Source organism: Neorhizobium sp. R1-B, from assembly GCF_004368875.1.
Lineage (GTDB): Bacteria > Pseudomonadota > Alphaproteobacteria > Rhizobiales > Rhizobiaceae > Neorhizobium > Neorhizobium huautlense.
In genome coordinates this window covers 164,271-185,793 of record NZ_SOEM01000004.1, presented here as the reverse complement: position 1 = coordinate 185,793, position 21,523 = coordinate 164,271, and the positions used below count along the sequence as shown (strand labels likewise).

21 protein-coding genes are annotated in these 21,523 nt (G+C 59.5%); 13 read left to right on the top strand and 8 right to left on the bottom strand.

Annotated features, from left to right (window positions below; translation table 11 throughout):
* Positions 1-70 precede the first annotated feature (70 nt).
* Together EDE05_RS07950 and EDE05_RS07945 are read left to right on the top strand one after the other, a co-directional pair.
* Positions 71-1,039 carry a glycosyltransferase family 2 protein gene (locus tag EDE05_RS07950; RefSeq protein ID WP_132409477.1) on the top strand — a complete coding sequence of 323 codons (969 nt, stop codon included), beginning with the start codon at positions 71-73 and terminating at the stop codon, positions 1,037-1,039.
* Positions 1,040-1,081: 42 nt separating this feature from the next.
* Positions 1,082-2,026 (top strand): polysaccharide pyruvyl transferase family protein, encoded by a 945-nt coding sequence (locus EDE05_RS07945; protein WP_105371365.1) that lies wholly within the window; start codon positions 1,082-1,084, stop codon positions 2,024-2,026.
* Here EDE05_RS07945 and EDE05_RS07940 read toward each other — a convergent pair.
* Positions 2,017-3,018, bottom strand: a complete 1,002-nt coding sequence (locus EDE05_RS07940) for a glycosyltransferase family 2 protein (RefSeq protein ID WP_132409479.1) — start codon at positions 3,016-3,018, stop codon at positions 2,017-2,019. The genes EDE05_RS07945 and EDE05_RS07940 overlap by 10 nt on opposite strands.
* A gap of 85 nt (positions 3,019-3,103) precedes the next feature.
* Positions 3,104-3,397 carry an exopolysaccharide production repressor protein gene (locus tag EDE05_RS07935; RefSeq protein WP_105371363.1) on the bottom strand — a complete coding sequence of 98 codons (294 nt, stop codon included), beginning with the start codon at positions 3,395-3,397 and terminating at the stop codon, positions 3,104-3,106.
* Between the two features lie 729 nt (positions 3,398-4,126).
* On the opposite strand from EDE05_RS07935, the gene EDE05_RS07930 reads away from it, so the two are divergent.
* From EDE05_RS07930 to EDE05_RS07915, 4 genes are all read left to right on the top strand, one after another.
* Positions 4,127-4,807: a sugar transferase gene (locus tag EDE05_RS07930; protein WP_105371362.1), complete on the top strand. Its 681-nt coding sequence runs from the start codon at positions 4,127-4,129 to the stop codon at positions 4,805-4,807.
* Between the two features lie 105 nt (positions 4,808-4,912).
* Complete coding sequence (locus EDE05_RS07925) at positions 4,913-6,166, top strand: polysaccharide biosynthesis/export family protein (protein ID WP_105371361.1); 1,254 nt, start codon at positions 4,913-4,915, stop codon at positions 6,164-6,166.
* 7 nt (positions 6,167-6,173) lie between these two features.
* Complete coding sequence (locus EDE05_RS07920; RefSeq protein ID WP_105371360.1) at positions 6,174-7,502, top strand: O-antigen ligase; 1,329 nt, start codon at positions 6,174-6,176, stop codon at positions 7,500-7,502.
* A 77-nt stretch (positions 7,503-7,579) separates the two neighbouring features.
* Complete coding sequence (locus EDE05_RS07915; RefSeq protein ID WP_105371359.1) at positions 7,580-8,590, top strand: acyltransferase; 1,011 nt, start codon at positions 7,580-7,582, stop codon at positions 8,588-8,590.
* Between the two features lie 13 nt (positions 8,591-8,603).
* On the opposite strand, the gene EDE05_RS07910 is transcribed toward EDE05_RS07915, so the two are convergent.
* Both EDE05_RS07910 and EDE05_RS07905 read right to left on the bottom strand, forming a co-directional pair.
* The gene (locus tag EDE05_RS07910) at positions 8,604-10,232 is read right to left on the bottom strand and encodes an FAD-dependent oxidoreductase (protein ID WP_105371358.1); all 1,629 of its coding nucleotides are present in this window, start codon (positions 10,230-10,232) and stop codon (positions 8,604-8,606) included.
* 134 nt (positions 10,233-10,366) lie between these two features.
* Entirely contained in the window at positions 10,367-11,275 is a 909-nt protein-coding gene (locus tag EDE05_RS07905) for a helix-turn-helix domain-containing protein (RefSeq protein ID WP_105371357.1), read from the bottom strand.
* 151 nt (positions 11,276-11,426) lie between these two features.
* On the opposite strand from EDE05_RS07905, the gene EDE05_RS07900 reads away from it, so the two are divergent.
* The 7 genes from EDE05_RS07900 (at position 11,427) to EDE05_RS07870 (ending at position 18,480) form a co-directional block, all read left to right on the top strand.
* Positions 11,427-11,612 carry a hypothetical protein gene (locus EDE05_RS07900; protein ID WP_132409481.1) on the top strand — a complete coding sequence of 62 codons (186 nt, stop codon included), beginning with the start codon at positions 11,427-11,429 and terminating at the stop codon, positions 11,610-11,612.
* Positions 11,609-12,493: a sugar ABC transporter permease gene (locus EDE05_RS07895; protein ID WP_132409483.1), complete on the top strand. Its 885-nt coding sequence runs from the start codon at positions 11,609-11,611 to the stop codon at positions 12,491-12,493. The genes EDE05_RS07900 and EDE05_RS07895 overlap by 4 nt, the downstream gene beginning before the upstream one ends.
* 95 nt (positions 12,494-12,588) lie before the next feature.
* The gene (locus tag EDE05_RS07890; RefSeq protein WP_105371567.1) at positions 12,589-13,404 is read left to right on the top strand and encodes a carbohydrate ABC transporter permease; all 816 of its coding nucleotides are present in this window, start codon (positions 12,589-12,591) and stop codon (positions 13,402-13,404) included.
* Positions 13,405-13,408: 4 nt separating this feature from the next.
* On the top strand, positions 13,409-14,521 hold the full coding sequence (locus tag EDE05_RS07885) for an ABC transporter ATP-binding protein (RefSeq protein WP_105371355.1): 1,113 nt from the start codon (positions 13,409-13,411) through the stop codon (positions 14,519-14,521).
* A gap of 32 nt (positions 14,522-14,553) precedes the next feature.
* Positions 14,554-15,810, top strand: coding sequence for an ABC transporter substrate-binding protein (locus EDE05_RS07880; RefSeq protein ID WP_105371354.1), 1,257 nt, complete (start codon positions 14,554-14,556; stop codon positions 15,808-15,810).
* A gap of 5 nt (positions 15,811-15,815) precedes the next feature.
* Positions 15,816-17,330: a glycoside hydrolase family 28 protein gene (locus tag EDE05_RS07875; RefSeq protein WP_105371353.1), complete on the top strand. Its 1,515-nt coding sequence runs from the start codon at positions 15,816-15,818 to the stop codon at positions 17,328-17,330.
* 4 nt (positions 17,331-17,334) lie between these two features.
* The gene (locus tag EDE05_RS07870; protein ID WP_105371352.1) at positions 17,335-18,480 is read left to right on the top strand and encodes a glycoside hydrolase family 88 protein; all 1,146 of its coding nucleotides are present in this window, start codon (positions 17,335-17,337) and stop codon (positions 18,478-18,480) included.
* 26 nt (positions 18,481-18,506) lie between these two features.
* Here EDE05_RS07870 and EDE05_RS07865 read toward each other — a convergent pair whose 3' ends face one another.
* From EDE05_RS07865 to EDE05_RS07850, 4 genes are all read right to left on the bottom strand, one after another.
* Entirely contained in the window at positions 18,507-18,812 is a 306-nt protein-coding gene (locus EDE05_RS07865) for a DUF982 domain-containing protein (protein WP_105371351.1), read from the bottom strand.
* Between the two features lie 88 nt (positions 18,813-18,900).
* On the bottom strand, positions 18,901-19,122 hold the full coding sequence (locus EDE05_RS07860) for a hypothetical protein (RefSeq protein WP_105371350.1): 222 nt from the start codon (positions 19,120-19,122) through the stop codon (positions 18,901-18,903).
* 1 nt (position 19,123) lies between these two features.
* A complete protein-coding gene (locus EDE05_RS07855) occupies positions 19,124-19,318 on the bottom strand; it encodes a hypothetical protein (protein WP_105371566.1) in 195 nt (64 codons plus the stop codon).
* Positions 19,319-19,407: 89 nt separating this feature from the next.
* Complete coding sequence (locus EDE05_RS07850; RefSeq protein WP_245422798.1) at positions 19,408-21,471, bottom strand: EAL domain-containing protein; 2,064 nt, start codon at positions 21,469-21,471, stop codon at positions 19,408-19,410.
* Between the last annotated feature and the right edge of the window lie 52 nt (positions 21,472-21,523).

Here is a 21,523-nt window from a genome sequence, read left to right as displayed (position 1 = left end):
CTGCCGCCTAAACCCGGAGCCCGACGAGAGTCAACGGCTTGCAATTCTTTGAGGAAGCAGGGGCGAAAACATGGCGACGTTCACGGTTGTTATCCCGTTTTACCAGAAAGAGGCCGGCATACTGCGCCGGGCGCTGACATCGATTTTCGATCAGAACTATCAGGACTTTGACATAGTCGTCGTCGACGATGAGTCCCCCCTGCCCGCCGACATTGAGCTTCAAGATGTTGATAAGGTTTGGAAATCTCGCATTCGCGTCATTCGCCAGCCGAACGGAGGACCAGGGAGCGCGCGCAATACCGGTCTCGACAATGTGCCCGCAGACACCCGATTCGTCGCGCTGCTGGATTCTGACGACGTCTGGCTGCCGGACCATCTCAAGAATGCCTATGACAGCATGACCCGGTTCGACGCGGAGTGCTATTGGGCCTCGATGCAGCCCAGTGAGGAATTCTATTACCACTTCGGAATGGCCGAACTCGAGCGGACGGAGGGCGGCGTTCGGGTCTCCGAGAACCCGTTGGTCATCGAGATGCCGGACCTGGCGAGCGTCATGCTCAAGAATTGGAGTTTCCTACATCTTTCCTGCATGGTCATCGGCCGGCCGGTCTTCGAAAGCATCCGGTTCGAGCCGTCGCTGCGGTTGGCGGCGGAGGATGTGCTCTTCTTCTGCGACTGCATCCTGAAATCGAAGCGGACACTGCTTTGCGATGCGCCGGGCGCGGCCCGCGGAATGGGGCTCAACATCTTCCACAGCATCGACAACCGCTCGCCGCAATTCCTTCGACAGCAATTCAACACCTGGGTGGCACTCGATACGCTCGAAGAACGTTTTCGCTCGCGCCCGAGCGACGTGGCGTCGATTGCCTCCTACAAGAACACCGCCCGCCGCCAGGCCCTCTGGAGCCAGGCCGGGCGGGTCAAACGGCGGCAATCGCCTGATTTTGGTCTGCTCGCCCGTTGGGTCATGCGCGACCCGGGGCTCATCCGGGCCGCTTTCGAACTTGGTGCTGGAAAGCTTGGCCGCAATGCGCGCTGATATCCGCACATCCCTTTCAATCATCATCCCATGGAGGCCCGCATGAAAGCGTACTACTGGGAATCGCATCACGGAAATTTCGGCGACGATCTCAATCTCTGGCTCTGGGACTTCCTGCTTCCGGGCTTCCGGGACGTCCATCCGGACGTTCTGCTGGTGGGAGTTGGCACGGTACTCAATCCGGTACTTCTTCCCAGCGGCCAGAAAAAACTCGTCGTTGGAAGCGGATACGGTTATGGCACCCCTCCTGAAACCGGCAATGCCGCCGAATGGGATGTCCGCGCGGTGCGCGGGCCTCTGACGGCCCAAAAACTCGGGCTTTCGCTCGATATGGGCGTCACCGATCCGGCCGCCATGATCGCTGACATGCCAGAATTCCAGAACGTTCCGAAGATCCACAAGAAGACTTTCATTCCCCATTGGGAATCGGCCGAATACGGAATGTGGGGGGCCGTCTGCGAGCCGGTAGGCCTCACTTATCTCGACCCCCGAGGCGAGGCGAAGTCGGTGATCCGACACATCGCCCAGTCGGAGCTGATCGTCGCCGAATCCATGCACGGGGCCATCCTTGCGGATGCATTCCGGGTGCCTTGGGTGGCAGTCAGCACGTCTCGTTCCATCAACAATTTCAAATGGAACGACTGGGCAAGCTCCGTAGGCACGACCTATGAGCCGCGCTACGTTCCAGTCTCGACGCGCGCTGAAGCGGCGGCCAAACAATCGCGTTTCTGGGGCATGCGTTTCGACAAACAGCCGCCGGCTTTCCCAACAGCTTCCGAAGCGCCTGCCGGCGAGGTCATCGTCCGCCCTGCCCCGCCCCAGAACGGGCTTCGGGGCGTGGCCAAGCAATTTCTTGCGGCCCCCTCCGTGCTGGCTCTCTGGCAGGCGAGCCGGGCTGAACCGCGGCTTAGCCCGGATAGCGTTCTTGAGGAGAAGAAACAGAAATTTCGCACGGTTCTCGACGGAATACGCAGGGATTACTTCTGAGCGGCGGGAATGCCCGGCAGCAGATAACGCATCGCGGGCGCTTCGGCCGGTACTCCCGACTTCGCGCGCAAGAGATCGAGCTTATCGAAGAAGATACCTGTGACAACGGCGGGAAACGCCTGCGGCCGCCCCAGCATGTGGCGGATCGCAGCGAGTTTTCCCGCCTTCGACTTGACGTCCAGGAAGGCACGTAGCTCGTATTTGCCGCGAATATGATCTCTATGCTGCTTGATGACGTCACGCGCCGCCGGCGGCAGTCCCGGATCCGCCAGGATGGCCTCATCCGCCTCGTAGAACTGGCGCAGATCTTCCGTCCGGTGGCGACCGCTCAGGGAATTTGCCCGTATCACGGCGCCATAACCGCAATGCTCGATCACCTTGTAGCGGGCGCCCTTGGCAAGCGCCCGGACATAGAAGTCATAATCTTCACCGAGACGCATTTCCTCCTTGTAGCGCAGGCGATGCGCCTCAATGAAGGACCGCCGGATCACCGGCTTCAGGAAGCCTGTTTCGCCTCGCTTCAGGCCGCGCCGAGAGATGTTGCCCTCCACGAATTCAACAAGCGGTATGGTGCGCGTACGGGCTTGGAAACGCTCCGGCCGGACCGTTTCTGCCTGCCCGTGGACGAAGGCAATATTGTCGGCAATGAGATCCCAGTCGTCTTCGGCGAGCATCGGTTCGAAACGATCGGAAAAGAAGAAATCGTCGGCATCCAGAATCGCAATCAGCGGAGCGGTCGCCATGGCGATGGCGTGGTTGCGGGCAGCCGAAGGACCGCGATTCCTGTCGAATGAAACAACCTTAAGCCGGCCGGTACCGTCGTCTACGTCACGCGCCGCATCCGCGGTCCTGTCGGTCGAGCCATCATCCACCACCACGACCTCGCTGACCTGAGCCTCTTGCAGGGCCGATCGGATGGCTATTCCGATGGTATCCGCGGCATCCTTGGCCGCGATGATGACGCAGATCGTCTGGTGAGCAGTTCCGGCCATAGCGGTCTCCATGCTTCATCGGTCACGGGAACTATGGACTTAGGAAAGTGGCCGCGATGTGGAAAGGGTAGAAAAACCTTCGAGGCTAGGCATCGCTTGCAGGGACGTTGGGAGCCGCATCGGCGCGCATCGTGTCCCGCCGGCTGCTTTCCCTGGCGCTTTTCGAAGAGACCGAATCCGGAGAAGCGGCCTCTTCACGGTACTTTTTTTCGCGATGCACCAGGTAAAGAACGCCTATGAAATAACCGACCTGAAGAATGACGGCACAGATAAGCGTCTGTATAAAGGCCGTATAAAACGAGTCGGTCATAAAATAGGCCGACACCGCAAAAGCGATTAGTACCCCTGTCATGCTGACAAAGACGCGCGGTGCGTACATGATCGTTCCTCCCGACCGCAAACTTGCTTGGCTTGACGGTCTTTCGGCTCCTCTCCCACAACAACAACCATAAGAGCCTGCAAGAGAGGATTCAAGTTTTCCTGCGCCCATTGTGCCGGACTGTTAGTGAAACTTTCGTAAGGTTCCGCAGGTTCCTTTTAAATATCTCGTTTCTTTCTCTCTTCTGGCTCGCCGTCGCAAGATCATTGCCACCTTTTCGCCATATTTTTGCCCCGGTTCGCAAGCGCTGGAACGTTTTTTCCGTTTCCGTCGCTCAGACGGACCGAGGCCGGATCAACTTTTGTTACAAAGCTTAAGAAGGCCGACCGGCGTTTATTGCAGCGCACCATTGTATTGCGGCGCAACAGGAGTGGGCCTTTGGTCCTAGCTGCAAGCTACTTTGGTCCCAGCGGCAAAGAAGCCAGCGGGAGTATAGCTGAAATGCAAGCGGGAGAACGCGTGATCTATAGATAAGGGAGTACGAATAATATTGGTAACCAGACCGTCTCTACGAGAGCCTTACAATAATTTTCCGGCTTTCATCAGCATAAATTGCAATAGAAGCAACCAGTCATAGGGTGGGCCAGCGGGGCCGGCCGACCATCCGGCGATGGTTGAGCCAAAAATTTGACTGGCATCAAATTCCGAACACAGACTTATTATCACATTGCACGCTAATACGCGCCGTAATGGCACCGACTATCGCAAAACCTAAATGGAGTTCACTCTATGAAGTCAGCGACACGTTCGGCAGGTTCGCCGTTTTCAACTTCTGACCAAGCCGGCAGGATTCTCCCCACCGGCGGCTTGGCGAAACGAAGCTTCGACATAACAGCCGCCGCCCTCGCACTCCTCCTTTTCAGCCCCATTTTCATTATGATCGCGGCGCTGGTAAAGTTTTCCGACAATGGACCGATCTTGTACGGACATCGTCGGATCGGTCATAACGGCCGCACGTTCAAATGCCTGAAATTCCGCACAATGGCCGTCAATGGCGATGAAATTCTGCGGAATTACCTCCGAGACAATCCGCAAGCTGCGGAAGAGTGGCGGGCGACCCGCAAACTCAAGAACGACCCCCGGGTGACAGTCGTGGGAACGGTATTGCGTAAACTCAGCCTCGACGAACTGCCTCAGCTCCTCAACATTCTGCGCGGAGAGATGAGCGTGGTCGGCCCAAGGCCGGTGGTGGACGAAGAGCTGAACCTTTATGACAGCTTTGCCGCCTTTTACCTTCGGACCCGCCCGGGCCTTACCGGCCTTTGGCAGATCAGCGGCCGTAACGATGTTTCCTACGAAAGCCGCATCGCCTTCGATACGCAGTATGTCCAGAACTGGTCGCTTCTCGGCGATGTCGCAATCATTGTGAGAACCATCCCTGCTGTTTGCATGGCACGCGGCAGTTATTGATCGTTCTTTCTCTTCCACAGGATCTGAACTCGGTCGTCTGACCGGATCGGAAAATGATGGACCCGGAGCGTGGAAGCAATTCCACGCCACTTGAGGAAAAAACCCATGCAGATAGGAACCGCCTCCGCGAGGAGCTTGCGTGTTTTATGCTTTCTGACCGGCGCATTTCTTGCGCTGACCAGCAGTGTCCTGGCGGACGACAACAGCTATCGCCTCGGCGTGATGGACAAGCTGCGCATCCGTGTGGCGGAATGGCAGCCGGCCGAAGGTACCGTGCGCAACTGGGACGCAGTCAGCGGCGACTATACGATCGGCCCTACTGGCTCGCTTTCGCTTCCGTTCATCGGCGACCTCCCCGCCGCGGGGAAGACGACCGGGGATGTAGCGAAAATCATCGGCGAGGAATTGCGCGGCAAGTTCGCGCTGCGCAACCTGCCGTCCGCTTCGGTGGAGATCGCCCAGTTCCGTCCGGTCTTTGTCACCGGCGACGTGACTACACCCGGCGAATATCCCTATGCACCCAATCTGACCGTGCTGAAGGCCGTCAGCCTTTCGGGGGGGCTTCGCCGTTCCGATGCCGGACAGCGTTTCGCGCGTGACTTCATCGATGCCCGCGGCGACGCTGCGGTTTACGATTCGGCCCGCGGCAGACTGCTGGCCCGTCGTGCACGGCTGCAAGCAGAAATCGCCCGCGCGCCGGAAATCAAGATGCCTCCGGAGCTGGAAAAGGTTCCAAACGCCGCCCAGTTGATCGCTAGCGAAGCGGCTCTCATGAAGTCCCGCCGCGATCGCTATGAACTTCAGCTAAAGGCCCTGGCGGACCTTCGCAGCCTTCTCGAAACCGAGGTGCAGTCCCTCAACCGGAAGGCTGAAACGCAGAAACGCCAGTTGCAACTCGTCAACGATGACCGGGACAAGATGGCGCGTCTGACGGAACAGGGGTTGGCGACCTCGAGCCGGCGCCTGACGGCCGAGGAACGCGCGGCAGACCTCGAATCGAACATGCTCGATACGGACACGGCCGCGCTGCGCGCCAAACAGGACATCAACAAGGCCAATCAGGACGAAGTCAACCTTCGCAACGACTGGGAGGCGCAGCGCGCCAAGGAGCTGCAGGACACCGAGGCCGAGCTCGAAAAGCTCGGATTGCAGCTCACTACCAGCCGCGAAATGATGTCCGAAGCATTGGCACAATCGGCAGAAGCTCTAAAATTCGATCCCGCCGGCCACTCCGCCACGATCAAATACCTGGTGGTGAGGGACGAAGGCCAGGGGCCGAAGGAGATGACTGTCGGCGAAAACGACAGGCTTCTGCCCGGCGACGTCATCAAGGTCAGCTCAGAACTCCTGATGCAGTGAGGACGGCATGAGGATCGCCAAATCTGCGCTGATCGATCCGGCTCGCAACGAGATCTATGGCATCGCGGCTATCGCGCTGTCATTTTTCGTCTTTGCCTATTCGAGCCGGTTCGGGCAGATTTCGATCCTTGCCTATTATGGCGCCTGGTTCCTGCTGGTGCTCGTCGATTATCGGCGGGTGCTGGGCAACTATCTGAAATACATCTGGATCTTCAGCTTTGCGCTGTTCTGTTTTCTTTCCGCCTTCTGGTCGCCTGCCTTCGGCGTATCGTTGCGGACGTCCATTCAGTATCTCACGCACATCATCTGTGCGCTGATCGCCGTTCGGACAATAAGCACACAGACCCTCACCCGCGGCGCGATCGTCGGCACTGCCGTCGTGCTGATGTATTCGCTGCTTTTCGGCACCTATCTCTACGACGCCATCGATGGCGGCTACAGTTTCGTCGGCGCCTTCTCCTCAAAGAACCAGCTTGGGTTTTATGCCTCGCTTGGCGCTTTCTTTTCCTATGCCGCAATCCTGGTCTTCCGGGCGCGATCTGTCTGGCTCGTCGGCGCCGCCGTAAGCGGCTTGCTTTCAGCCTATTCGCTCGCGGCATCGAAATCGGCGACCTCGGTCATCACCACGCTCGGTGTCATAGCGCTTTGTCTGGGGATGCAGGCGATCATGTCCTTGTCGCCCCGGACCCGGCGCATCTTCTTTGCCGCCTCCCTGGTTCTGGTGGTGATTGCAGCTGTCGGCGCGCTTCAGTTCGGCGCCATGGACGCGATCCTTTCCGTCTTCGGCAAGGATTCGACCCTGACCGGCAGAACCTATCTGTGGCAGCAGGGAATCGAGGCGGCCCGCCAGCACCCGCTATTCGGCATTGGCTATCAGGGATACTGGGTCGTCGGATTTTCCGAGGCAGAAAGGCTCTGGCAGGATTTCTTCATCGCGTCCCGCAACGGCTTCCATTTCCATAACACCTACATTGAAACCATGGTGGAAACGGGACTGGTCGGAACACTGCTCCTCACCTTCATCTTGCTGACCACCCTCGCCGGTCATTTGAGGCGGCTGTTGACGGTGGCCCGGAACCCGGAATCCCTCCTGCTCTTCAGCATTGCAGGCCTGCTGCTCATCCGGTCCTTCGTCGAGATCGACATCATGCATCCTTACCATGTCGGCTCGTTCCTGCTCTATTTCGCTACCGGCAAACTGGCGATCAGGCAGGTCCAGGCAAACCGGGCCTATTTCGACCGTTTCGCTACCGGCAGAAGCAACCCGCAAGGCGCCGGAGCGCCCGCATCCTTTAGACGCGCAAACGGCTTCGATCTGGGCCGTCGGAGCTCTTGATTGGGTCGAAACTGATCCGAGCGAGCTTCGCCTACATCTCTTTGTGTTTTGACTGCCATAATGAGGCTCCAACCTAGATGCAGACGCTATACTCCATCCAGTATCTGAGAGCATTCGCTGCCTTGGCCGTCGTGATATTCCACGCCGGCGAACGGACGGGCCTGCCCTTCACAATCGGTGCCGCCGGCGTCGACGTGTTCTTCGTGGTAAGCGGCTTCATCATGATGGCCATCAGCGACAGCCGACCGGTCAGTCCCGGGCACTTCTTCCGCAACCGTCTTCTGCGCATCGCGCCGGCTTATTGGGCTGCAACCTTCGCCATGGTGATCGGCGCGGCCGCCGGCGTCTTTCCGAACCTGCGGCTCGACCCCGCGCACACGCTCGGATCCTTCTTCTTCATTCCCATCGCCTCGCCCAGCAGCGGAAATCTCTGGCCGGTCCTGGTGCAGGGCTGGACGCTGAATTATGAGATCTTCTTCTACACCCTCTTCGCGCTCGTCCTGTTCCTCAGGCCCGGATCGCGGCTCCTGGCCCTGGCTCTCCTGTTCGGCGCCTTCGTCATCGCCGGCACCTTGCTGCAACCAAAGAACCCGATCCTGGCGTTCTACACGGCACCTCTTATTCTGGAGTTTGTCGCAGGCGCAGCGCTTGCGAAACTATGGGCCGCCCGGCGCCTTCCGTCCCCGACAGTCGGCCTTGCGCTCGTCGCTACGGCGGTCGCGGGTTTCGCAGCGATCCATCTGCTGAAGTTGGAGTTCGACGCCTTGACCTGCGGACCGCTGGCGGTCCTTCTCGTGCTCGGAGCTCTGGCGATGGAGGCCGGCGCCCGTCTGCGCAGACTCCCTCTCCTCGCCTACCTGGGCGACAGCTCCTATTCCATCTACCTCTGGCACACCTTCGCCATCTCCGTCATCGTCAAGATCGGTTTTATGCTCTCGCTTCCCGCCGCTGCGATCCTTTTCATAGCGGTCGTGCTGGGCACGGCATCCGGCATCGCCGCCTACGAATGCCTGGAGAAGCCGCTCCAGTCGTTGTTGAAGGGAAAGAGGCCTTCGTTCCGGCGTCTGCCGGTGCGTTCAGTTCGGTAAAGCGCCGGTGCGGTTAGCGGTTCGGAGCGGCTGCAGACTGATCCTTGAGATGATCCGCAAGGCGAAGGGCGAGTGCGACGGCCGGCAGGGTGGGATTGGCGTGCCCGCCCGTCGGGAACAGGCAGCTGCCTGCGAGATAAAGATTGGCTATCCCGTGGACGCGGCAATCGGCATCGGCGACACCTTCAGCCGGCGTTGCCGCCATCCGGCTCAGGCCGATCTGGTGGTACCCGTCAAAAGCCTGGTTCAACACCGCTTGCCGCCGCGTATCGGGATCATGCAGATATTCCAGCCGGCCAAGTCCATTGCGCCGCAGCCAGTCATCCAGAATCTCGTGCGACCTCAGCACGGATGACAGATCCTGATCGGTCACCCTGTAATCGACGGCCAACGCATCGCTGGGCGCCTGCCCGCCATTCGCCTTGAGGAACACTCGGCTTTCCGGATTGGGCACCTGCTCGGCGTGATAGCGGAGGAGATAGCGACCCTTCGGATTGATCAGAATACGCCACCGGTTGCGGCGCCGCTGGCGCATGTTTTGAAGCACACCGGATAGATCGATCAGCCAGCGCCGATCGGTGACGATATTCCTCCAGTGCTCCCTGCGGTTGATGTTCTGCGTCCCTCTCGATGTCGGAGCGAGCCCGTTCGAAAGGCGGCGATAGAGCCCCAAAGCCTTCAGGAAGAGATAGACGAGCGACAAGCTGCCGGATCCGTGGATCGGATCTGCGATCGAGACGGCATCCAGCCAAAAGACGCAGTTGAGTAACCGCTCCTTCAGCTGTACGGCCGTCGAGACCTGAAACCGTCTGCGAACGATGTAACCCTGGTCGTCAAGCTGAAAGGCGAACTGTCTCGCCATGGCGGGCTTCTCCAAGTGCAGCAACGCGATATACCCTGTCAGGTGCCCCTGATAGAACCGCCCGGTAGGACCCTCACTTCCACCACCGAATTCGGACCTGTCCCGTTGCAGCGAGAGAAGCAGGCGGGCATTTTCCAGCCCGCCACCCGCGAGGACAAAGTTCCCGGCTGCAACATGCATTTCCTCGCCGTCTCGATGAACCGTTATGCACTCGACCCGCCCGCCGGAGGAATCGAGCCGGATGCCGGTGGCTCGGCCATTCACCAGCCGTATCCGCCGGGAGCCGTTCAGCCGCCTCGCGCTTTCGGCACCGAGATCTGGCTGCCGGCTCCAGCGCTCGATCGCCTCGGTGGAGATCGACGCGTCGGCGATGCAAAGTTTCTCGGGAGCCGTTTGCGTCGGGCTGCAGTTGAGAAAGGAGAAGGCCTCCGGATAATATGAACGCAGGGATTCGTGCGGCAACGGCCAGCCGGAAAAAGGCACATGGCCGCGCTTCTCGAAATCCAGGTCGTCGAAGGCGACGCAACGTCCGCCCCAGAGCGCCGAGGCGCCGCCAATTCCGGGTCGCGACATCGCAAGCGAAGGCGCGTGATGAGCGTTCTGGAATTCGATATTGCCTGTATTGCCAGCGATGGCAGCGCCATCGGCTCCCATTTCCAGAAGAGTGACGTCAAGTCCAAGCTTTTCCAGCTTGAAGGCAAGCGCAAGTCCCACAGGCCCCGCGCCGACGATACATATGTCCGCCGTCTCTGATCCCCTAACACGGTCCGCCGCTGCCATGGCCGCCTTTCAGCAAGAGCCTACCATCAGCAGATAACGCGAAATGATCCACTTGGGACAGCTCAATTTCGCAAAGCCGGAACTTCTTTGTGATGTCGTGCCATGAATGTCTCCCCGCCACATTCCTGTCGGTCTCATCGTGTCAGCGGGTAAAGCAGTTGCCCATCCTCTTCGCCTCGCGGAAACGCTCCTTCTCGGCTTCTTCTTTCCGACTGCTGGTAGCCCAGCGGGCTGATGCCGATATAGCGTTTGAACATTCGGGAGAAGTAATAGGCATCCGAATATCCGGAGAGTTCGGCCGCGCGTTTTACACTGCAACCTCCGGCCATCAGTCCCATGGCGCGTTCCATCCGCTTGAACTCCTGATATTTGTCCGGCGTCCAACCGACCCGCTTGCGGAATTCACGCTTGAAGTAATCGCTGTTGTAGGGCACCGCGCCGACCGCCCGTTCCACGATCTCGTCGTTCAAGGGATCGGCCGCGATCTGGCTGGCGGCAACCATCACGGAAAACGAAAGGGCGTCGGGATTGTTCACGTTTCCGACCGACTGCTCCTTCCAGCCGATATGCGCCTGCTCGATGAACTCGATCAGTAGGAACATGAAGAGGTGATGCTGGAGAAGGGTCGTGGAATAGGGTGGCGCATTGTCGTGGTAGTAGCGGGTCAATGGCTGCATCATGTCCCAGCGGGCAAGCGTCACCGCTTTCCTGAGGTTCATCTGCGCAATCATGTCGAGGCGCCCGAAGAGATCGAGCGTGAAATGCTGGGCAATCCCGGTATAGGGCTCCGTTGACGTAGAGTAGCCGACGAAGCGTACGCCGGCAGGCAGAAGCATGGCCCTGCCCGGCGCCATGTCGATCGTCTCGTCCTCGACCTCGTAACGAGCCGAGCCCGTTAGGCATATAATCAGGTCATGGACGCTGTTCGATTTGTCGACACCCCAGGTATGGGAATGCTGCATCCTTATGGTTGAACGCGTCAGCGTCAGGGCGAGTGCCCCCATGGGAATTCCAGCCAGAACGCTACCTTCAATTTCGTCCATCCTTTTCCCCCAATTTGTCGATTTGATCCCGCCCCCAAGATGAGATTATCAGCGCAGGAGCTGAAACCTCAACACATCAGAGGGCCAGATTGGGAGGAAATGGCGGAAATCTGCAGGGTGCCCGATACGTATCGGACCCCCGGGGATTCCTATGCCAGAATTTGCGATGCACAATACGGGAACTGTCTCTTCGTTTAATATAGCCTATATCGGCGACCGCTTCCTCAACCGGGCGGCATTGTCTCGCGATCGTACTGCAGGCCTGTTCCGCGGGGGAATTGCCGCGGCGATGCACCGCCTGTCGGAGGCACCTGTTAAAGCGGGGAAAGCAACATGAGCGGAGACAGCCGGTTCCTCGGGCTCTTCTACCTATCGCCCTACATCATCGGGCTGCTGATCTTCACGGCAGTGCCCTTCGTCGCCTCGCTCTATCTGAGTTTCACGAACTACAACCTGATGGACGAGCCGATCTTCATCGGTCTGGCAAACTACGTCAAGCTCTTCACCAACGACCGCACTTTCCGCAAATCGCTCTGGGTGACGCTCGTCTATGTGTTTACGACCGTGCCGCTGAAGCTCGCCTTTGCGCTCTTCATGGCCGTGATCCTCAACTACAAGCTGAAGTTCATCAACGTCTTCCGCACGGCCTACTACGTCCCCTCGATCCTCGGCGGTTCGATCGCGATCGCGGTGCTGTGGCGCTACATTTTTGCCGATGTCGGCCTCGTCAATATGGGCCTGAACCTGCTCGGCTTCGAATCCGTCAACTGGTTCGGCGATCCCACCAATGCGCTTTTTACCATCACCCTGCTCCGCCTATGGCAATTCGGCTCGGCCATGGTGATCTTCCTGGCCGCGCTGCAGAGCATCGACAGGACGCTCTATGAGGCCGCCTCCATCGACGGCGCCGGCAAGTGGACGAGCTTCATCTACATCACCCTGCCGCTGATCACGCCTGTCATCTTCTTCAACCTGATCATGCAGATGGTCCAGGCCTTCCAGGAGTTCAACGGCCCTTACATTATCACCCAAGGAGGCCCGCTGAAGTCCACCTATCTCCTGCCGATCTACATCTATGACGAAGCCTTCAAGCGTTTCGACATGGGATATGCATCGGCCATCGCCTGGGTCCTCTTCGTCATCATCATGGCGCTCACCCTCATCGCCTTCTGGTCCTCGCGCCACTGGGTCTATTACGCCGGCGACAAGAGGAGCTGACCATGACCGAACACGTTCTCTCCCATGATCCGTCGACGGTTGGCGAGGTTGCCGGCATCCGTGCCCGCGAGCATCGCCGCCACAAGGCAGGCATCATGCTGCGTTATCTGATGCTCGCCGCTGTCGGCCTCCTGATGCTCTACCCGCTGATCTGGCTGATCGGGGCATCGTTCAAGACGAATTCTGAGATCTTTGCCAATCCCGGCTTCTGGCCGGAAAACCCGACGCTCGACGGTTATATCAAGGGCTGGCAGACCTCGACGCCCTATTCCTTCGGCACATTCTTCCTGAATACGCTGTGGATCGTGATCCCCAAGGTCATCGGCACCGCCATCTCGTGCACCGCTGTGGCCTATGGGTTCGCCCGCTTCGAGTTCCCGTTCAAGAAGCTGCTGTTTGCGTCGTTGATCGCGACGCTTCTGCTGCCGAATGTGGTGACCCGTATTCCGCAATATCTTCTCTTCCGCGATCTGGGATGGCTCGACAGCTTCCTGCCGCTCTGGGTGCCGTCTGCCTTTGCAGGAGACGCCTTCTTCGTCTTCATGCTGGTGCAGTTCCTGCGCGCCATCCCGCGCGACATGGAGGAAGCCGCCCGCGTCGACGGCGCCACCACCTGGCAGACGATGATCTTCATCGTCGTGCCGCTGCTGATGCCGGCGCTCATCTCGGTCTGCCTTTTCCAGTTCATGTGGACGATGAACGACTTCCTGGGGCCGCTGATCTACATTTCGTCGGTCGACAAATATCCGGTCTCGCTGGCGCTGAAACTCTCGATCGACACCACTGAGGCGTTCGAGTGGAACCGCGTGCTCGCCATGTCCGTGCTGGCGCTGACGCCGGCGCTCGCGGTCTTCTTCCTCGCGCAGAAATATTTCATCGACGGCATCTCGTCCGGCGGCATCAAGGGATAGCGACATGGCACGTCTGCAACTGAGAAATCTCGAAAAGGACTACGGTTCGCTTCGCGCCGTGCATGGCATCAACCTCGATGTCGAGGACGGCGAGTTCATGGTGCTGGTCGGCCCCTCCGGCTGCGCCAAGTCTACGACCTTGCGCATGATCGCGGGCCTCGAACGGATTACCGGCGGCGAAATCCGGATCGGCGGAGAACTGGTGAACGACAAACCGCCGGGCGACCGCGGTATCTCCATGGTCTTTCAGAATTATGCGCTCTACCCGCATATGAAGGTGCGCAAAAACCTGTCGTTCAGCATGCGGCTGAAGCGCCGCCCTGCCGAAGAAATCGAAAAGGCGACGGAGCACGTTTCGGGACTGCTGGAAATAGACCCGCTCCTGGAACGGCTGCCGAAGCAGCTTTCCGGCGGCCAGGCGCAGCGTGTCGCGGTCGGCCGCGCGCTGATCAAGAAACCGCAGGTTTTCCTATTCGACGAGCCTCTCTCGAACCTCGATGCAAAGCTGCGCGCCTCGATGCGCGTTCGCATCACCGACCTGCACAAGAGGCTGAAGGCGGAAGGACAGCAGGCAACGGTTGTCTATGTCACCCACGACCAGACGGAGGCCATGACCATGGGCGACCGGATCTGCGTCATGAAGGACGGCCACATCATGCAGGTCGCCGATCCCATGACGCTCTACAACCGTCCGGCCAATACCTTCGTCGCCGGCTTCATCGGCAGCCCGGAGATGAATTTTCTGGATGGCGAGCTTGAAGGACAAACCCACGTTAAGGCCGCGGATCAGACGGTCGCACTCGGGGACGAATTCGCGCACCGGCTGTCGGTTGGAAAGTCCGGTTGGGTGACGCTCGGCATCCGGCCCCAGCATCTGCGTATCGCCGAAGCCAAGACCGCGGGCACGCTCAAGGGCAAGGTGAACCATATCGAGTTCATGGGCCACGAGGTCTATCTCTACGTCGACATCGGGCCGAAGCGCCTGATCGCCATCGTACCTTCGGCTGCCTATGACCGGACCGCGCTTCGCGATGATTGGATCTGGCTGAGCCCGGACCCAAAGGGAGTCCACCTGTTCGATCGCCAAACAGGTGAAAACATCAGCCTGGCGATCTGAAACTTCAGCGTTCCAACTTGGGAGGAGCCAAAATGAGAACCATGATCATGACCGCGGCACTGTTTGCCGCCACCAGCCTTTCGACCGCATTTGCTGCGGACCTGCGCATGTCCTGGTGGGGAAGCGACGACCGCCACCTCGCAACCCAGGAAGCGCTAAAGATCTGCGGCAGCAAATTCGGCCATACCGTGGCGCCGGAATTCACCGGCTTCCAGGGGCATCAGGAAAAGATCGCCACTCAGCTCGCTGGCGGCACCGAAGCCGACATCATGCAGGTCAATTGGCCGTGGCTACCGCTTTTCACCAAGAACGGCACCGGCTTTGCCGATCTCTACCAGTACAAGGACATCATCGACCTCGGCCAATGGTCCAAGGCCGATCTCGACAGCGGTACGGTTAAGGGCAAGCTGAACGGCATCCCGGTCTCGACCACGGGCCGCGTCTTCATGTTTAACAAGACGACCTACGACAAGGCCGGCGTGCCGATCCCGACCACCTGGGAAGAACTGATCGCGGCCGCGCCGAAGATGAAGGAGAAGCTCGGCAAGGACTATTATCCTTTCGAGGGCGCTGCACTCGACGCCCGCCTCATGGTCATCCTGCGTACGACGCAGAAGACCGGCAAGGACCTGATCGATCCCGCAACGAACAAGGTTTCCTGGACAGAAGAGGAGCTCGTCGAAGGGCTGAAGTTCTACCAGACCCTAGTGGACAAGGGCGTGATCGAGTCCTGGAAGCAAGTCGCAGCCGGCGGCAATACGCCCCTGCATGAAAACCAGAAATGGGCAAAGGGTCAGATTGCCGGCACGTACCAGTGGGACAGCACCTACGGCAAGATTTCCACGCCCATGGAAAAGGGCCAGGAACTCGTCCCGGTCAAGTTGCTCACCGTCGCCGGAGCGAAGATCGACGGCGTCTATCGCAAGCCATCGATGCTGTTTGCCATCTCCAAGAACAGCAAGGACCCGAAAGCGGCAGCGCAGATCGTCAATTGCCTTCTCAACGATCCGGCGGCGGTAAAGGTGCTGGGCGCAACGCGCGGCATTCCCTCCAGCAAGGCCGCACTCGATGTGCTTAACAAGGAAGGCAAGGTCAAGCCTGTCCAGCTGGAAGCCTACAAGCGGGTGATGGAACCCAGCAGTCCTGGAGTTTCGCCGCTGAACGAGCATCCGCGTGTCACCGAAGCTTTCGACACGAACTTCGAGGCCTTCGCCTACGGCCAGCAATCCGCCGAGGACGCGGCCGCTGAGATCATCGCCGGCATCAACGAAGCGCTGACGGGGATCTGAACATCGTGACGATTGCCGCCATCGAACTTCTGACCACCGGACCACGCAGTGCGACCTTCAGTGTCGATGCCGAAAGGCATCTTTTCGAACGGGACTCTTCGTTGGCCTGGACCGTTCGGAAGGTCGATGGCGATATCGTGGCTGAAGGGACGACGAGACGCGTCGTCTTTACAGTCGCTGAACTCGAACCGGGCAGCCATCTTTCCCTCCAGATTGGTCAAGCCCGCCTTGAGTTCACGACAAGAAAGGAAACGGCTCTCACCGACATCAGCGATTTCGGCGCCTCAGTCGGCTCATCAGATAATGCTGAAGCGATCCAGGCCGCAATCGACGCTCTCCCCTCCGAGGGGACGCTTCGGATACCGCCCGGGCGCTGGCTGAGCGGCCCTGTCTTCCTCAAGAGCGACATGACGCTGCTGCTCGACGAAGGAGCCGAACTGGCTGCAGTCTCGGACCGCGAAACCTTTCCCATCCTCCCAGCCCGCCACCCGGATGGCCGCGTGCTCGGCACCTGGGAAGGTGTGACGGAGGCGTGTTACGCCAGCCTGATCAACGCGATCGACTGCCGCAATATCCGGATCAGCGGAAAAGGCATCATCGACGGCGGCGGCGATCGCGGCGACTGGTGGTTCTGGCCGAAGGAGACGCGACAGGGTGCCAGACGGGCCCGCACCGTTTTCCTTTCCGGATGCGAAGACATCACTCTCTCAGGCCTCACCATCCGCAACTCACCGTCATGGACGGTACATCCGGTGCTTTGCAGCCGACTGCTCGCGGCGGATCTCACGATCCGGAATGATCCGGACTCGCCCAATACGGATGGGTTCAATCCGGAAAGCAGCTCTGGTATCCGCCTTGCCGGCCTTCATATTTCTGTCGGAGACGACTGCGTTGCCATAAAGGCGGGCAAGCGCAGCCCGAACGGCGGGCCTGATCGGCCGACGGAGCGCGTTAGGATCTCCAATTGCCTGATGGAGCGCGGCCATGGCGCCGTGGTCATCGGCAGCGAAATGAGCGCCGGCGTCCGCGACATCCAGATCACGAATTGCCACTTCCGGGGAACCGACCGGGGGCTCAGGATCAAGACGCGCAGAGGCCGTGGCGGAACGGTGTCGAATATCCGGTTTTCAGACAGCCTAATAGAGGCTGTCGCAACACCGGTGGCGGTCAACTCCTTCTATTTCTGCGATGCCGACGGGCGGTCGGACTACGTCCAGTCGCGCGCCCGCCTGCCGGTTTCCGACGAGACGCCCAACATCCGGTCGATCTCGGTGAAGAACGTCACGGTCTCGGGCGCCCGCACCGCTGCGGCCGTATTCTACGGTCTGCCCGAAGCGTCCATCTGCGATATCGCTTTCGAAAACTACACAGTTTCCTTCGCGCCAGATGCCAAGGCGGAAGTGCCGGAAATGGCCTGTCTCCTCCCGCCCCTTCGTCACGCCGGCATTGTCGCGGAAAACACCACTTTTAGTCGCCTGGCGATGCTCTCGCCGGCTTCGATCCATCCAGCCCAAGACTGAGCCCATGCTTCAAACTTATTTCGACGATTACGCCCGCGGATACGAATATTACAAAGGCGGAGCCTGGTGTTATGAAGACGGATGCCTCTATCGCGGTCTGATTACGCTTTATCAAGCGACCTCCGAAAAGCGTTGGCTCGATCATCTCATCCGCCTGGTCGGCGGTCAGATCGATACGCAAGGCCGCTTGATCGGCTACGAGATCGATGAATTCAATATCGACAACATCCTCCCCGGCCGCGCCCTCGTTTTCCTTTATGGGTTGACCAGCGACGCCGCCTGGCTTGATGCCGCCGCTCCTCTCGCAAGGCAGCTCGATACGCATCCGCGTACCGGCAGCGACGTCTATTGGCACAAACTCCGCTACCCGCATCAGATCTGGCTGGACGGCCTCTATATGGCTCTGCCTTTCAAGATCGAATATGCGCGCGCCGCCTCCCGGCCGGATATGCTTGATGAGGCTCTTCAGCAATTTTCAACCGCCCTCGACCTGACCTACGACCGCGACGCGGCACTCTACCGGCATGGTTATGACGAGTCGCGCGAACAGACTTGGGCGGACCCGCAAAGCGGGCTGTCCCCGGCTCACTGGGCCCGATCGATCGGCTGGCTGGCCATGGCCTTTGTCGATATCATCGAGAGCCTTCCGCCGGGCCCGGCACGGCAAGATCTCATTCTCCGCGCTTCGGCACTCGCATCCAAGCTGCTTGCCTTGCAAACTTCCGATCATCGGTGGCTGCAGGTGATCGATCGGCCCGATGTGAGGGGGAATTACGCGGAAAGCTCCGCCACCGCGATGTTCGCCTATTTCCTTCAAAAACTCGCCCGCCTTAAAGGCTCGGCAGCTTTTGCTCATGCCGGGAAAGAAAGCCTCCGCTCCCTTGTCGAACATGAGTTGCGCCCGGATGAAACGGGAACATCGAGGCTGCAGAATATCTGCTGCGTCGCCGGTCTGGGCGGCTTCAACGGCCGCTACCGTGACGGGACGGTGGAGTATTACCTTTCGGAGGAAATACGGGCCGATGATATCAAGGGCGTCGGCCCGCTGATGATGGCTTTCGCAGAGACCTTGCGGACGCCAGCCGCCGCCCGGCGATCCTCTGACATTCCAACCGAGGAGCGGATCAAACTCAGCGCCGCCAGGCAATGAAACGGCTGGATCGCCGGATGCCGGCCCTAAGCGGAAGCAGCCATCCTTCCAACCGTCGGCTGCGAAAAGCCGATGGCGCCGACCATGACGGCAGGCATGCCAGCCTCGAGGCATGCTGAAATGAAGGCCTCGCGGGCGACTTCCGTGGGCACCATCCTGTTCAGGGCGGCGCGAGCACGGCGAACTGCGCGGTCATATCGTTCGCCGCGCTTCAGCGGCCACTCGTTCTCCAGGAAATCGAGCGCGTCGTAAACAGTTCTGAAGCATCGTTCCAGGCCCGACTGGAGACGGATCGTCACTGGCACTCTAAACGGCATATCCGGGATGTTCATGATTTCCTCCTTTCAATCTCAGCCGGATAAAAGAAGCGAAATCAATCTGGTGAATGGGATCTGACGTTTCAAGAGGCCTGAATCCGGTTCAGCGCTCCTTGCTCGCGTCCGCCGGATCGAAATTCGGATCCCAATCGTTTGCAACCCGTTTGGTGCCCGGCGGATTGCGATGGGCGGTAGCATCCTCTGATCCGGTGATGACGGTAGGTTTCGCGCTGTGCACGCCACTGCTCTTGCGATCAGCCTGAGACTTGGCGAACTGCCCCTTGGCATCAGCCTCGGGACCGGTGCCCGAATGGTTTTTCTTCATCTCAGTCTCCCTTGGTCTTGCCGGCATCCGACACCTTTTCCCGGGAAGGATCCTGATTGTTCTCGCCAAGCGCATCACGATCGTGATCGGGATCGTCTTTGGCTGGCATGTACCCGCGAGGCCTGTTTTCTTGCGGACCTTCCCAACGTGGAGATTGATCCGTAGTGCCGGGAGCGCCTGGTTTTGGTGTATTCATACCCATGTTTGAACCTCCTTGAGACAAGGATAACAAACTGGCACTCTCAGAGTTCCCCCGCGCGACGCGACGGCCCCGTCAGCCGCAGCTCAGGCCGCGCGGGACAGGAGCTTCTTCTGGATCTCAGCCGCTTCCATGGGTTTCCCCACAAGATGACCCTGCAGTTGATCGCAGCCGGAAAGGTAAAGAGCCTTGGCCTGCGCGGGTGTTTCTACCCCCTCGGCCGTCACGGGAATGTCGAGTGCATTTGCGAGCAGGATGGTTGCGTTGAGAATCTGTGCTCCCCGCTCGTTGTCGATCCCCATCACAAGCGACCGGTCGATCTTCATCCGGTCGAAGCCGAATTCGCGCAGCGCCCCGATGCTGGCGTAACCGCAGCCGAAATCGTCGAGAGCGAACTTGACGCCCACCGCTTTCAGGTTGGCAATCGATCGCTTAGCCTGCTCGGGATTAGCCATCAACACCCCTTCGGTAATTTCGAGCGTAAGCCGTCTCGGATCGAATGATTTCGCCTTCAGCAAGGCGACAACGTTCGCCGCAAAGTTCGGATTTCTCAGCTGGATCGGCGACGCATTCACGGAAATGGCGATATCCTGCCACGTCCCGACTTCATCGATTGCCGATGCAAGAATAAGCAGCCCAAGCTCGTCGATCAGGCCGGCCCGCTCGGCGATCGGAATGAAAATTTCGGGACTGACGGGACCGGTTTCCGCCGTCCATCGGGCGAGGACCTCGACCCCCCTCCATTCCTGAGTGGCGGCGTCGACAAGTGGTTGGTAGACCGGGCGGATGCTGTTGGACGCAATTGCCGCGCGGAGTTTCGTTTCGAACTGGCTGCGGCTTTCCCGTTCCAGGTCGAGTTCCGCATGATATGCGACCGCCTGTCCCCGGCCACTTTCCTTGGCCCGATACAAGGCGACGTCCGCGCGTCGGACGAACTCCAGCGGATCGGTAGCACTTGCATCCGTGGCCACGATGCCGATGCTCACGCCGATCTCGATCGTCCTGCCGCCTATCTCAAACGGACGGCTCAAGGCTTCCAGTATGGAGGAAGACAGTTCCCTGGTGTCACTTCTGGTCGCAGCGATCGCGAATTCGTCCCCGCCGAGGCGCGAAAAAGATGCGCCCGCAGGAAGTAGAGCCGTCACTCGCGCCGCGACGAGCTTGATGAGTTCGTCGCCGACCGCATGTCCCCATGCATCGTTGACTTCCTTGAAACCATCGAGATCGAGAAGGTGAAGTTCGACCTCCTCCTTGTCGGCCAGACGCCGCTCCACCTCCTCCAGGAACCCGGCGCGGTTGAGAAGCCCGCTCAACGGATCATGGATCGCCCGGTGATGCACCTCCTGGGCGCGCCGTTTGAAGCCGCGAGCGGAGAAGAGCCCGGTCGCTACGATGGCAATGAAGAAGGCTGACAGAAGCAGGGCGGCAGCCATCAGGTAGGCCTTGACCCCGTAGTATATCCTGGAGCCGGGATCCCGGCTCGGCCATTCCAGGTAGGACACGGCTTTTCCGTCGATGTCGGGCAGAACTGTATTCAGCGTCTGAATATGGGGGACATCGACGACAAATAGTCCACCCAGATCAAAAGTCTTGGCGATTTCGGCGATGGCTTCGGAGTTCAAGACTTTGGCAAAGATCAGCGTATTGAAGGCCTGCTGCACATCCGGGGTCTCCTCATAGGGCTGGATAGAACCGGCTCCGAAGAGGACGACGCCGTCGGCCGTTTTCACGAATCCGCTCACCGGCTCCTGACCCGATTGCGCCGCCTTCTTTGCGAGATCCGGAAGCGCCGTACCGAAATATTCAAAGGGATCGAATTCCTCGCCTTTCTTGTGAGCAGTCAGTGTGCTTCCATCGGCTCGAAGTACGATCGCAATATCGTACAGAGGGTAGTCCTCGGTCGTGCTTCCCCAGTTCTCATAGGCCCATTCCTGGGCGTTATCCGACGCCATGGCCTTGAAAGCATCGTCCCAGACCGCGTTATCCCTGACGGTTGCCCGCAATCGGCTTTGAAAAGCTTCCACGGCAGCCGAGGCCGCGTGTGAGGCCCGCGCGTCATCGATCGTCGTGGCCGCCTCGGTCATGTCTCGCACGGCGATGGCGACCAGGAAGGCGAGTACCGATCCAACGAGGACAAAAAAACTCGTCACGGCTGCGACGACGAGAAGTGCGGACCGAGATGATCGGGTGCGGAGGCTCTGC